The 12,900-nt window shown below is 69.8% G+C and carries 11 protein-coding genes and 2 pseudogenes; 4 read left to right on the top strand and 9 right to left on the bottom strand.

Features of this window, described 5'->3' with window-relative positions; genetic code table 11:
- Window positions 1-90 precede the first annotated feature (90 nt).
- Both ACFYYN_RS36060 and ACFYYN_RS36055 read left to right on the top strand, forming a co-directional pair.
- Complete coding sequence (locus tag ACFYYN_RS36060; RefSeq protein WP_500549082.1) at window positions 91-537, top strand: hypothetical protein; 447 nt, start codon at window positions 91-93, stop codon at window positions 535-537.
- 157 nt (window positions 538-694) lie between these two features.
- Complete coding sequence (locus ACFYYN_RS36055) at window positions 695-1,543, top strand: alpha/beta fold hydrolase (RefSeq protein ID WP_500549081.1); 849 nt, start codon at window positions 695-697, stop codon at window positions 1,541-1,543.
- Between the two features lie 379 nt (window positions 1,544-1,922).
- Here the strand turns inward: ACFYYN_RS36055 and ACFYYN_RS36050 are convergent.
- Window positions 1,923-2,123 (bottom strand): annotated as a pseudogene (locus ACFYYN_RS36050) (helix-turn-helix domain-containing protein); the annotation flags it as partial.
- A 314-nt stretch (window positions 2,124-2,437) separates the two neighbouring features.
- Window positions 2,438-2,914 carry an alpha/beta fold hydrolase gene (locus ACFYYN_RS36045; RefSeq protein ID WP_500549080.1) on the bottom strand — a complete coding sequence of 159 codons (477 nt, stop codon included), beginning with the start codon at window positions 2,912-2,914 and terminating at the stop codon, window positions 2,438-2,440.
- 518 nt (window positions 2,915-3,432) lie between these two features.
- Here ACFYYN_RS36045 and ACFYYN_RS36040 point away from each other — a divergent pair.
- Both ACFYYN_RS36040 and ACFYYN_RS36035 read left to right on the top strand, forming a co-directional pair.
- Complete coding sequence (locus ACFYYN_RS36040; protein ID WP_500549079.1) at window positions 3,433-3,633, top strand: hypothetical protein; 201 nt, start codon at window positions 3,433-3,435, stop codon at window positions 3,631-3,633.
- Between the two features lie 123 nt (window positions 3,634-3,756).
- Window positions 3,757-4,053, top strand: a complete 297-nt coding sequence (locus ACFYYN_RS36035; protein ID WP_500549078.1) for a hypothetical protein — start codon at window positions 3,757-3,759, stop codon at window positions 4,051-4,053.
- Window positions 4,054-4,411: 358 nt separating this feature from the next.
- Here ACFYYN_RS36035 and ACFYYN_RS36030 read toward each other — a convergent pair whose 3' ends face one another.
- From ACFYYN_RS36030 to ACFYYN_RS36000, 7 genes and pseudogenes are all read right to left on the bottom strand, one after another.
- Window positions 4,412-4,651 carry a hypothetical protein gene (locus ACFYYN_RS36030; RefSeq protein WP_500549144.1) on the bottom strand — a complete coding sequence of 80 codons (240 nt, stop codon included), beginning with the start codon at window positions 4,649-4,651 and terminating at the stop codon, window positions 4,412-4,414.
- A 13-nt stretch (window positions 4,652-4,664) separates the two neighbouring features.
- A pseudogene (locus tag ACFYYN_RS36025) lies at window positions 4,665-5,006 on the bottom strand (PP2C family protein-serine/threonine phosphatase); the annotation flags it as partial.
- 225 nt (window positions 5,007-5,231) lie between these two features.
- Window positions 5,232-8,258 carry an alpha-mannosidase gene (locus tag ACFYYN_RS36020; protein WP_500549077.1) on the bottom strand — a complete coding sequence of 1,009 codons (3,027 nt, stop codon included), beginning with the start codon at window positions 8,256-8,258 and terminating at the stop codon, window positions 5,232-5,234.
- Window positions 8,259-8,317: 59 nt separating this feature from the next.
- Window positions 8,318-9,571: a glycoside hydrolase 5 family protein gene (locus tag ACFYYN_RS36015; RefSeq protein ID WP_500549076.1), complete on the bottom strand. Its 1,254-nt coding sequence runs from the start codon at window positions 9,569-9,571 to the stop codon at window positions 8,318-8,320.
- Between the two features lie 89 nt (window positions 9,572-9,660).
- Window positions 9,661-10,578, bottom strand: coding sequence for a carbohydrate ABC transporter permease (locus ACFYYN_RS36010; protein WP_500331079.1), 918 nt, complete (start codon window positions 10,576-10,578; stop codon window positions 9,661-9,663).
- A complete protein-coding gene (locus ACFYYN_RS36005) occupies window positions 10,575-11,537 on the bottom strand; it encodes a carbohydrate ABC transporter permease (protein ID WP_500549075.1) in 963 nt (320 codons plus the stop codon). Before ACFYYN_RS36005 ends, ACFYYN_RS36010 begins: the two co-directional genes overlap by 4 nt.
- A 12-nt stretch (window positions 11,538-11,549) precedes the next feature.
- Window positions 11,550-12,836, bottom strand: coding sequence for an ABC transporter substrate-binding protein (locus tag ACFYYN_RS36000; protein ID WP_500549074.1), 1,287 nt, complete (start codon window positions 12,834-12,836; stop codon window positions 11,550-11,552).
- Window positions 12,837-12,900 lie beyond the last annotated feature (64 nt).

Raw genomic sequence — 12,900 nt, 5'->3', positions numbered from 1 at the left:
CCAACACCGCCTGCGGGCAACGTCGGCGGAGGGTGCCGGAGCCTGTCTGTACAGGCGCTCGCCGCCGCAGGGGTGACCCCAGGATCGCAGGTGACCCCCAGGGGACTCGCCTTCACCTGGCCCTCCACCGCGGGCGTCCTGAAGGACACGGACACCATCCAGGGCAGCGTCGGCCAGCCCGACAACGTCCTGTCCGCCGGGCAGACCGTGGCAGTCAACGGAACCACCGGATCGGCCCTCGGCTTCCTTCTGACATTCGCCAACGGCAGCCCCGGCGGTACAGCCACCATCCGCTACTCCGACGGAACCACCGAGCAGTTCACCCTGACCGGCACCGACTGGTACGGCGGCAACGGCGACACAGCCATCAGCTCCGCCTACCAGAACATGCTGAACAACCAGAAGAACGCCCACATCGGCAACCTCGATGACGTAGGCGTCGCCCTTCAAGCGGGCAAGACCCCTTCCGGGTCGACCTGCCGAACGTGGCCGCAGTCGTGGCACGGGGCGTCCCGGTGTTGCACATCTACGCCATGACCCGCGGCTGACACCCGCACCACCCTTGCAGGCCCGGCTCGACCGGTCGGTCCCGCACCTGGATTACACGTCCGCTCCGCCACAACGAGCGTGAGCACCGGAACCGCCGGCGTCGATGCAGCCTCGCCGGCACCGATGACGAGGGAAGGACCCCACCATGTCCGCAGTAACCGCAACTTCTGCTCCGACCAAGACCGTTGACGTCGCAGGGACCCCGTTCGCCTACCGCGAGGTGGGCACGCACGAGGGCGTTCCGCTGGTCCTCCTGCACCACGTGACCGCGGTGCTGGACGACTGGGACCCCGCCGTCGTCGACGGCCTGGCAGCCGAGCGGCGCGTCATCCTGGTCGACCTGCGCGGGATCGGCCGCTCCGGCGGGACCACCCCCGACACCTTCGAGGCGATGGCCGACGACACCGTCGCCTTCCTGGACGCCCTCGGCCTGGAGGCGGTCGACCTGCTCGGCTACTCTCTGGGCGGCATTGTCGCCCAGGTCGTCGCCCAGCAGTACCCCGACCGCGTCCGCCGGATCATCCTGGCCGCCACCGCGCCCGCCGGCGCCCAAGGCCCGGCTGCCACCGGCGCCACCCTCCAGGCAGCCATCCAGAAGGCCACCGAGCAGGGCAAGCACCCCAAGCAATTCCTGTTCTTCGAGCCATCGCCGGCCGGCCAGGCAGCCGCGGACGCCTTCCTCGCCCGCCTGGACCAGCGCACCCCCGACGACCGCGACACCCCGATCTCCAACGAGGCCATCGGCGCCCAGCTCACCGCACTCACCACGTGGGAGCAGAACACCTCACCGGCCGGCCTTGCAGCCGTGAAGCACCCCGCACTCGTCGTCAACGGCGACAACGACACGATGTGGCCCACGGCGGCCGGCACCCTCCGCCTCGCCCAGTTGCTCTCCGACGCCAAGCTCGCCGTCTACCCCGACTCCGGCCACGGCGGCATCTTCCAGTACCACGAGGTGTTCGTGCAGCAGGCCCTGGACTTCCTCCACAACTGACCCCACCGGGGCTGTCCTCAACACCTGCCCCGAAACGCCGTCCAGGTCGCCCTTCCCGGCCGCCGCCGGGGCGCGACCGCGACACGCCACTCGGGTGAGCAACACCAACCGGCTCCTGGACGGCAAGCCCCCAGGAGCCACGGGGCTCCGCACTTCTCATCGGCCAAGTCGGCCGCCTTTCGAGCTTCATTCCCTATATAGGAGTTCCTATGGATTTCGTGTTGGTGCACGGTGGGTGGCAAGGCGGATGGTGCTGGGACGGTGTGGCGGAGCACCTGCGCGCCGGGGGCGTGGAGCAGCGCTGCTTGTACCAGCGCAGTTGCTCGGCATACAGCAGTCCGGTCAGGTCGTACCGCCGTCAGTTCCTGCACGATCGGCAGTACGCCTTGCGTGCGGCGGTGCGGGCGGCCGTGGCAAGGTCGGGGGCCACGGCGGCAAGGACCTCCACCGCCTCGGTGACGTAGCGGTAGACGGTGGCGACCCCGACACCGAACCCGGCCGCGAACTGGGCGTAGGTGTGCCCGCACCGCAGATGGGCCAGGACCGGCAGGGCCTGCCGGTCCGCGGGGAACCGGCGCCACACGCCAACTTTCCTTACAGGCAGTCAAGTTGGAACCCGATCAAGCCTGCGAAGCGACCATGTCTCAGGCCAACTCCAGCACAGAGCAAGCAAGTTGGGATGGCTGACGGAGTGGACGCCTCATGTCTAACGTTCCGCGGAGCACGGTCTCCAGTCACGAATCCCCGTGACGCCGGGCCGCCTCACCGGGTGCGGCGGCACTGCAGGCCGCGGTGACGCCGGGGAACGTCCCTGCAGCGCCGCGCCCGGCCCTCTCGTTACGCCACCTTCGGCCTGCTCTGTCCGGACGTCGCCGCACGGGACGGTGCCGGACCTCAGCCGACTGCGAAGAAGTCGAGGTAGGCCTGGGCCAGAGCGGTCGGGTTCTCCAGCGCGACGTTGTGACCGGCCGCGGGGATGACGACGCCGTGGACGTCGTCGGCCACTTGCGCCATCTGTTGTGCTACCGCGTCCCCGAGGTATTCCTCGGCTCCGACGGCCAGGACCGGGCAGCTCAGCGGGTCGGCGTAATGCGGGCGGTTCTGTTCGGCGTCGGTCTGCCGGGCGCGGTACATCTCCAGGATGGCCCTGGTGCCGCCCGGCTGCTCGGCCGAGTGCACGATCTCGTTGACGTCTTCCTCGGCCAGCGCGCCGGGGTCCCACATCTGGCGGCGGGCGTAGTACGTCCAGAAGGGCCGTTCCCGTCCGGTCAGCAGCAGTTCGGGGATGTGCGGCAGGCTGAAGAAGCTGAAGTGCCAGCCGGTGCGGCCGTCGTCGGGGGCGAGCGAGGGGTCGGGGCCGCCGCCCGGCATTCCCGGGCCGACCGGAAGTCCCGGCAGGAGCGTTTTTGCCGTCCTCGATGAGCTGCAGGAGGCTCTGTACCCGGCCGCCGCCCTCGATCTTCGGGAGAATGAGTCGCACAGTCAGCATGCTAGGGGTCCCCCGGCCCATAGGCGCGGCGTGCTGCCGAACGGGTGGACAGCATTTCGTCGGTGCCACGTGTCCCTGAACGCCTGCTCAGATCGCCGACAAATTCGCAGGGTCAGCGCCTCATTAGAATTCCGGATATTTGGTTTCCTGGAAAGGGCCTGTCCAACGAACGGCACCTCTCTGTGTCAAGCGGGGGCGATCAGAGAGGTATCCCGGTCCCGGAGCACGAGGAGTTTCCCGCCCCGAGGGTTTCGGAGACGTCTGCGAGGTAAGGCGACCAGTCGGAGCCGCCCGTTTCGCCCCCCGTTCGGGCGGTTCCCCGAGAGGCTCCCCCTCTCGGCGGTCACGCCTTGCAGGCCGGGGCCTGCTCCACTCAGGCCCCGGCCGGCGAGGAGGTCACATGGACGAGACGACCCGCATGCACCGCCCCGGCGAGAAAGTCCCCGCCAGCGGCATCTACGAATGCACCTGCGGGCAGGGCCACCGCTTCACCATCACCAGCACAAACGTGCAGGGCCACACCTTCCCGCCGGTACCGGAAAACTGCTCCGGAGTCGGCTGGAACCTATTGATACCCGCCCGCGCGGAGCGCAGCCCATAAGACAGCCGATGCGCCCGCCTGGCCGTGCGGGATCAAGACAAGCGGTCAAGGCGGGCCTCAGAAGCGGTCCCGTCAAACGCTGACCCGCCTGCCGCGGCAGGACCGCCACCCTTAGGAACGACCATGCGCATCAACAGCATCACCGCCCGCCGGGTCGCAGCCGCCGCCCTCGCGGCACCTATCCTGGCGCTCGTCGGGGTCGGCACGGCCGCTGCCGCGCCACAGCAGACCGCCACCGCCACTGCCACCCACCAGTCCGTCGTCGACCACGGCGGCTGCTGGGGTTACGGCTGCGGCTACGGCGGATACGGATACGGATACGGCGGCTATGGATACGGACCCGGATTCGGGTACGGACCCGGCTACGGCTATGGCTACGGACCCGGCTACGGCAACGGCGTCATAGTGATACTCGGGTAACCGCACGGCTGGAACCTCATGATCCCCGCCCGCGCGGAGCGTAGCCCGTAGACCCCCAAGCAGCCCGCCCGGTTACGTGGTGAGTGCCGGGCGGGCGCCCCACGCGGCCCCCGCCGGCGCGTCCTTCCCAAACCTCGGCGGGGCCGCCCTACTGCCGGGGCCCTCGGCCGACGCCACCCGCCGTAACGGACGCAGGGCTCGAAGCACTTCCGGCAACTGCTGTTCGCGATCCTCGGAGCGGTAGGAGTGGCCATGCCGCGCCGCCTAACCCCGGGCACTGCCAGCCGACCGATTCATCACGTTCAGTGTTCTGGCGAACGCGTGCTGCTACCCTCGACCCAAGCGAAATCCACGGGAATCAGACCCCCGCCGGCCCGGCGCCCCACCCCGCCGAGCCACCCCAACGGCCCTTGTTCAGGCCGTGCTCGAGCAGCGCGTCGTCCTGGAACTCTCCCACCTGGCGGTCGGACAACCTGCCCATGAGACGGCACAGGGTCTCGCCGAGCGGCAGCCGGTCCGCATGGTGGCGGACGAGGAAGTCGACGAACCCGGAGAGCCCGAACTCCCCCGGTGGCGGTACGGGCCTCCGGGATGCCATCGGTGTACAGCACCACGCGGTCGCCCGGCTCCAACTGCTCCCGGCACACCTTCGGCGCCACGCCGAGTCCGAGCCCCATGGGGGCGCCGGGCGAGCAGGCAAGTGCGGTGACCCAGCGCCCGCCCCGGATGAGGATCGGCGGGTGGTGACCGCGGTTAATCCATTCGAAGAGGCCTGTGCTGGTGTCGAGCCGGGCGAGGACGCCGGTGGCATAGCGCGTCCCGTCGAACTGCTCGATCAGGACCTTCTCGATCTCCTCGGCGACCTCGACCAGGCCCGCGTTGCAGCGGCGGGCGTTGCGGTTGGCGCCCATGGCGAGGCTCGCGGTCAGGCCGGCAGCGGTGTCGTGTCCCATAGCGTCGACGATCGAAAGATGGACGAGCGGGCCGTCGAGTGCGTAGCGGCACGTGAAGGTGGAGCACCGCCCTTCACTGGGCCGACGTTGCTGCGAGCGTCGAGCCCCCCCACCTGAACACAATAAGCTAGGGCCTATCGACAATGCGTTGACACGAGACTGACAGTCCCTGTCGGCGTTGCCCGGAAGCCGAACACGGCTTCCGGGCATCGCGTTCGTGCCTCATCAGTTGCTACGGGTCAGCCTGAGAGTCACCATCTGGAAGGGTCGCAGCAGGAGTTCTACGGCGCCGTCGACCAGCTCCGGACCGGCCGTCCCGGCCAACGGCCGCTCCAGCAGATCGGTCGCGGTGACGTCGGCCGCCGTGAAGTCCGGCCGCAGCAGTGCGGTCGCCCTCCCGCCCCGGGACTCGTACACCCGGACGATCACATCGCCGCTCTCGTCGTCCGCGAGCTTGACCGCGCTCACGACCACCGCGTCGTTGTCCACGGTGACCAGAGGCTCGACCGCTGCTGTGCCCGGCACGCGGCGCTCGGGGAGGTTGATGCCGTAGCCCTCGGCGACCGCGTCGCCGATCGAGGCCCCGGGCACCAGGGCGTGCCGGAAGCGGTGCACCCCCTGGTCGGTCTCCGGGTCGGGGAAGCGCGGCGCGCGCAGCAGCGAGACCCGCACGGTGGTGGTGGTCCCGCCGTCCTCCTTGCGCACGGTGCGCGTCACGTCGTGCCCGTAGGTGGAGTCGTTGACCAGGGCGACCCCCCAGCCCGGCTCCTCGACGTGGACGAAGCGGTGGTTGCACGCCTCGAATTTGGCCGCGTCCCAGCTGGTGTTGGTGTGGGTGGACCGGAAGACGTGTCCGAACTGGGTCTCGGAGGCGTATCGCTCGGCGTGCACGTCCAGAGGGAAGGCGGCCTTGAGGAACTTCTCCGTCTCCTGCCAGTCCACCTCCGTGTCGATGTCGAGGCGCTTGGCGCCCGGAGCCAAGGACAGCAGCTGGGTGACCGAGGAGGAGCCGAAGCGGCGCACCACTCGTACCGACGCGGTGCCGTCGCCGGCCGGGACCAGCTCCTCCAGGTCGGTCAGGTCGGTGACGGTGTTCCGGTAGAACGCGTCGACGTCCCAGGCATCCCACTGGTTGGGGAAGTCGGGGTGGAGCTGCAGCAGGTTGGCCGCCGTTCCGGGGGCCACGGCCTCGCGGCGTGCGCTGAGGTCGAACGCGGAGACGACCAGGCCGCGCCCGTCGATCTCCACCCGCAGCAGGCCGTTGTCGAGGACGAATCCGCCGCCGTCCCGGGGCAGCGGTGCCGTGGCCGCGGCCGGGGTCACGGGGGCGGCGGCGCCGGCGGGCACGCCGGCACGTGTGTGCGGCGCGGCGTTGAAGACCAGTTCGCCGCCCGTGGCCGTGCCCGCGAGGGCACGCTGCGCGGCGTCGATGATGCCGAGCAGTTCCTCGGCGACGGCGGCGTACGTGGCGCGGGCCTCGCGGTGCACCCAGGCGATCGACGAGCCGGGCAGGATGTCGTGGAACTGGTGCAGCAGCACCGTCTTCCAGAGCCGGTCCAACTGCTCGTAGGGGTAGCTGAAGCCGGTCCGCACGGTGGCGGTGGCCGCCCACAGTTCGGCCTCGCGCAGCAGGTGTTCGCTGCGCCGGTTGCCCTGCTTGGTCTGGGCCTGGCTGGTCAGCGTGGCACGGTGCAGTTCGAGGTAGAGCTCGCCCACCCACACCGGCGGGTCGGGGTACTCGGCCTCGGCCTTGGTGAAGAACTCGCGGGGGGTCTCCCAGTGGACCGTCGCCGAACCGTCGAGGTCGCGCATCCGGGCGGCCTTGGCGATCATCTCGCGGGTGGTGCCGCCGCCCCCGTCTCCCCAGCCCGTCGGCGCGAGGGAGTGCCGGGCCCTGCCCTTCTCCTTGAAGTTCCGCGCGGCGTGCGCGATCTCGCTGCCCTTCATCGAGCAGTTGTAGGTGTCGACGGGCGGGAAGTGCGTGAAGATCCGCGTGCCGTCGATGCCTTCCCAGGTGAAGGTGTGGTGCGGGAACTTGTTGATGGTGCTCCAGGAGATCTTCTGGGTGAGCAGCCACTTCGACCCGGCGGCCTTGATGATCTGAGGCAGGCCGGCGGCGAAGCCGAAGGTGTCGGGCAGCCACGCCTCCTCGTTCTCGATGCCGAATTCCTCGAGGAAGAAGCGCTTGCCGTGCACGAACTGGCGGGCCATCGCTTCGGAGCCGGGCATGTTGGTGTCGGACTCCACCCACATGCCACCCGCCGGGATGAAACGCCCCTCCGCGACAGCCTTCTTGACCTTCGCGTACACCTCGGGGCGGTGCTCCTTGATCCACGCGTACTGCTGGGCCTGGGACATGGTGTAGACGAAGTCGCCCTCGTCCTCCAGCAGGGCCGTCATGTTGGACGTGGTACGGGCGACCTTCCGCACGGTCTCGCGCAGCGGCCACAGCCAGGCGGAGTCGATGTGCGCGTGCCCGACCGCGCTGATGCGGTGCGCGGTGGGCCGCGCGGGTACGGCGAGGACGCCGGCCAGCCGCTCGCGGGCGGCGGCCGCGGTGCTGTTGACGTCCTGCAGGTCGATGGCGTCCAGGGCCCGGCTGACCGCGCGCAGGATGTCGTGGCGGCGGTCGGAGTCCTCCGGGAGCTCGGCCATGAGCTCGCCGAGCACCTCCAGGTCCTGCACCAGCTCCCAGACGGTCTCGTCGAGAACGGCCAGGTCCATGCGGGTCAGGGTGTACTGGGGGTCGTTGCCCGCGGTGTCCTTGTCGCCGAGCTGGGTCGGCAGGAAGGGGTGGTAGTCGAGCAGGACCGGGTTGGAGGCAGCCTCGATGTGGAGCAGCACCTGCTCACCGCCGGTGGCGGGGGAGGCGATCCGGACCCACTGGTTGCGGGGGTTGAGGCCCTTCACCGGGGTGCCGTCGGGCCGGTAGACCAGGCCCTCGCACTGGAACCCGGGCATGTTCTCGTCGAAGCCGAGGTCCAGGACCGCCTCGACGGTCCGCCCGGCCCACGCCTCTGGCACGGTGCCTGAGACACGGAACCAGCTGGTGCCCCAGGGGGCGCCCCAGCGATCGCCGACGGCGATCGGCTCTGCGGGGGCGGTCAGGCCCTCGGCAACGGGTACCGGCTCTCCCGGGGCGGTCCACACGGCGACCTCGAGCGGTGTCGAGTCCGGGTAGATGGCGGGACGGATGCGTTCGTCGAGGACGCGCTTGAGGCGGGCTTCGACCAGCTTGCGGTCGTCGTGCATTGGGATGGCTCCTGTGCGGGTGGGGCGGAAGAAGTGACGTCAGCTAGGAGTGCCGCGGGTCAGTGCACCTGGTCGGGCCGGACGACTTCGGTGATGCCGCGTGCGGCAAGGTGGGCGGCGTCGTCTGCGCGGGAGGCGAGCACGGCGGCCGGGCGAACACCGTCGGCCGTGAGTCGGACGAACGCCTCGTAGAACGCGCCTCCGGGCGCGCACACGGAGCGGTCAGGGGCCGCATCGTCGTCGCCGACGTCGACGGCGAGCGCGGTGGTCCGGGGCGCCGGCCGGCGCGGTTCGGCACGGCGCTCCCCCACGATCCTCCGGATGGCCTCGCCGGCCGGCTTGACCTTGCCCTCGTTGGTCAGCAGGCCGAGGGAGTACTCGAGTTCGGGGAAGTCGGCGAGGTCGCGGGAGACATCGTGCGAGCACCACCAGGTGATGCCCCATACGTCTTCGCAGTCCAGGGCGTTCGCGACGGTGGCCTCGGTGAAGTCCGCGGCGTGTTCGGCGGGTATCAGGGGTGCGGGCGCGCCGACCTCCTGGAGCCAGACCGGGCGGTGCGGGTCGCCGGCCCATGCCTTGGACAGCTCGATGAGGTAGGCAGCGTGGTGTTCCGTGGCCGTTCCGGTGCGGCCGTGCCGCTGGGCCGTACCGTTGAAGACCCACGAGTGCACGGCGGTCATCGCCCCCAGGTTCGCCGCGTGCGTGGGGGTAAAGGGGTGCCCGTCCAGGTACCAGGCGGCGTCGTAGGCGGCGTGCAGGTGCTGCCTGCCGGGGGCGGCGTCCTCGCATGCGGCGAGCACGGTCCGCAGCCAGGCGGCGGCCTGGGCCGGGGTGATCGGGTCGGGGTCCGGATGGGGCGCCCCGGAGAATTGGTTGATCTCGTTGCCGATGGTCATGCCGATGAAGTTGGGCAGGCTGTCCAGGGCGGCGGCCAGCGTGCCCAGGTAGGCGGTCTGGCCGGCGACGACGTCGGGGTCGGTGAAGATGTTGCGCCGGTGCCAGGTCTGGGTCCAGGAGGGCAGGAAGTCGAAGCTGGACAGGTGCCCCTGCAGTCCGTCCACGTTGACGTCGAGGCCGCGTTCGCCGGCGGCCTCGGCGAGCGCGACGAGCTGCTCGACGGCCCGGGGCCGGATCAGGGAGCGGTTGGGCTGGAAGACCGGCCACAGCGGGAAGACCCGGACGTGGTCCAGGCCGAGGTCCGCGATCGCGTCGAGGTCCCTGCGCACCGCATCGAGGTCGAAGTCGAGCCAGTGGTGGAACCAGCCCTGGCTGGGCGTGTAGTTGGCGCCGAAGCGCGGTCCTTGGGCGGGCATCGGGTGTCCTGACTCTCGTGGGGCCCTGTTCCGCCGGGGGCGGAGCAGTAGGGTGGGGCGGTGCCGGTGGGCTGTGCGGGGCCATATGGTCAGCCCTTGACGGCTCCCTCCCCGACACCGCGGAAGAAGTACCGCTGCAGGGCGCCGAAGAGCACGATCAGGGGGGCCACCGCGATGATGGTCCCGGCGGCCACCAGGCGTTCGTCGTTGGCGAAGGTGCCGTGCAGGTAGTTCAGGCCGACCGTCAGGGTGTACTTCGAGGGGTCGCTCAGCACGACGAGGGGCCACAGGAAGTCGTCCCAGGCTCCCATGAAGGCGAAGATCGCCACGACGGCCAGGGTGCCCCGCGCGGACGGCAGGGCGATGCTCCAGAAGCGTTGCCAGACGTTGGCGCCGTCCATGTATGCGGCTTCCTCCACCTCGTTGGGCAGGTTGCGGAAGGCGTTGCGCATCAACAGGACGTTCAGCGCGCCGACGGAGCCGGGGAGCAGTACGCCGATCAAGGTGTTGTTCAGGCCGAGGTCGCGTACGAAGGTGAACTGGGCGATGATCAGGCCTTCCACGGGCACCAGCATCGCCAGGACGAACGCCAGGAGGACCGCGCGCCGTCCGCGGTGCTGAAGCCGGGCCAGGGCGTAACCCGCGAGCGCCGCGCCGACGCAGTTGGTGACGACGCTGGACACCGCCACGGTCAGTGAGTTGAGCGCGTAGTCCCACACCGGGATGGTCTCGGAGACGCGCCCGAAGTTGTGCAGGGTGGGCTGCTGCGGCAGGAACGAAGGGGGCGTACTGAAGATGTCCTCGTGCGGGCCCTTCAGCGACGTCGACAGCTGCCACAGGAACGGTCCCACGCTGATGGCGAGGACGGCGAGCAGCAGCAGGTAGCGCAGTACGAGCTCGGGGACCCGCACGCGGCGGCCGTCGGCGTCCAGCACTCCGCGTCGCGGCCGGCGACCGGCGGCCGGCGTGGTGGCGGGAGCGTTGGGGGTGTCGGTGGCGCTGGTCACGCGTCCTCCTTCCGGTCGGCGCGCAGGGTCAGCAGCATCAGCGCGACCACCACCACGAAGATGACGACGGAGATGGCCGAGGAGTACCCGACCCGCCCCGTCAGTCCGGTGCCGGTGCGCTGGACGAGCATCACCAGCGTGGTGTCCTCGCCTGCGGGGCCGCCGTTCGGCCCGGCGAGGACGTACACCTCGGTGAAGACCTTGAAGGCGGAGACCGCGGAGAGTGCCGCGACCAGCACCATCGTGGAGCGGACGGCCGGGACGGTGACGGTGAAGAAGCGGCGCAGGGCTCCCGCGCCGTCGACCGCGGCCGCCTCGTGCAGCTCGCGCGGGACGTCGGCGAGCGCCGCCAAGTAGATGATCATGTAGTAGCCCAGGCCCTTCCAGATCGTCAGGGCCATGGCGCTCAGCAGCAGGGTCCATTGCTCGCCCAGGAAGTTGACCGGGCTCCCGCCCACCGCCGTGACGATGGAGTTGAGCAGGCCGCGGTCGTCGAGCAGCCACACCCAGATCAGGCCGACCACGACCACCGAGGCGACGACGGGCGTGTAGAAGGCGGCGCGGAAGAAGGCGATACCGGGGATGCGGCGCTGTACGAGCAGGGCCAGCAGCAGTGGCAGGATCACCAGCGCCGGGACCACGCCCGCCACGTACAGGGAGCTGTTGCGCAGCCCGATCCAGAACGCGTCGTCGTGGAGCAGGGCCCGGTAGTTCTCGAACCCGACGAAGCTGCCGCCGACGAGCGTCCGGCGGTCGGTCAGCGAGTTGTACAGGGTGCTGCAGAACGGCCAGAGGCTGAACGCGCACACCACGATCAGGCCCGGCGCGGCGAACAGCCACGGGCTCCACCAGCGGTGGCGGCGGATCCCGCGGGAGCGCGGCCGGCCGGAGCCGGAGCTCCGGACGGCCGTTGCCCGCGGACCGCCGGCGATCGTGCCAGGGGCGGTCGAGGACGTCATGGCGTATCCCGGTCAGCTCTGGGCGAGGAGCTGGTTGGCTTCCTTGACAGCGTTGTCAAGCGCTTCCTTGGGGCTCTCCTTGCCCTGCAGCGCCTTGGCAACCTGGTTGCCGAGGGCGGTCTTCATCTGGTCGCTGAACTGCACCGGGGTGTAGTTCACGGCGTTGGCGAGGGAGCCGGCCGCCGCGATCCGCACCCGGGTCTCGTCCGTGCCGTCCTCCTTCGTGAAGTACGGGTCCTTCAAGGCCCCGGCCGTGCTCGGGAAGATCGCGACCTGCTTGGCGAAGGCCATCTGCCGTGTGTTGTCGGTGACGAAGTGGGCGAAGGCGATGGCGGCAGCCTTCTGCTTGGCCTTGGAGTTCACCATCATGCTCTGCACGTAGACGTTGACCTTGCCGGTGTTGGTGATCTGGTCGGTGATCCCGATGTTCTTGTAGAGCGTCGGCGCCTGTGTCTTGAAGTTCTTGAGGTCCAGCGCGCTACCGGGGTTCATGGCGACCGCGCCGGTGAGGAACTTGTGGCCGGCCGACTCGGGGGTGGCGGTCAGGGCCTGCGGGTCCAGTGCGTGCGCGTCGTACAGCTTCTTGTAGTGCGTGAGCAGTTCAACGCCCTTGGCGTCGTTGAAGGTGAACGCGGTGCCGTCCTTGTTGACCAGCTGGGCCCCGTAGCGGCCGAAGTCCTCGATGGTGGGCACGTTGGACAGGGTGGCCACCTTGCCCTTGCTGTTCTCGGAGATGGCAAGGGCGTCGGCGAACAGGTCGTCGTAGGTCTTCGGCGGCTTCTCCGGATCCAGCCCGGCCTCCTTGAACAGCGCCTTGTTGTAGAACAGCGGGCCGGTGTTGAGATACCACGGGAAGGCGTAGGTGCCCTCCAGGCCCGGGACTACGTCGGCGGACCAGGCGCCGGCCAGGTACTCGGACTTGTACTCCGCCCCGTCCTTGTCGAGGTCCAGGGCCAGCCCGGCCTTGGCGAGCGGCGCCAGAAGGTCGGGGGTGACGTTGACGACGTCGGGGAGGGTCCCGCCGGACGCGTCGGCACTGAGCTTCTCCGCATAGCCGTCGGCCGGCTGGTCGACCCACTTGACGTGAGTGCCCGGGTACTTCTTCTCGAAGTCGGCGATGACGCCGTTGAAGTAGCCCGCGAAGTTGGCCTTCAGGTTCCAGGTCTGGAAGGTGATCGTGCCCGTCACCTTGCCTGACGAGTCGGTGGACGCATCTCCCCCGCCGCTCCCGCAGGCGGCGAGGGAGAACGTCGCGGCGGCGACGACGGCGGTGGCTACCGCCTTGTAGGAGGAACGCACGGTGGACGGCTCCTTTGCTCGGACCTTGCGCGTGGATGACGCCCCGGGGCTGGGCCGGCCGGGT

Source organism: Streptomyces sp. NPDC001902 (assembly GCF_042891295.1).
Taxonomy (GTDB): Bacteria; Actinomycetota; Actinomycetes; order Streptomycetales; family Streptomycetaceae; genus Actinacidiphila.
The sequence above is the reverse complement of the archived record's forward strand: the minus strand, read 5'-3'. Positions and strand labels throughout refer to the sequence as shown.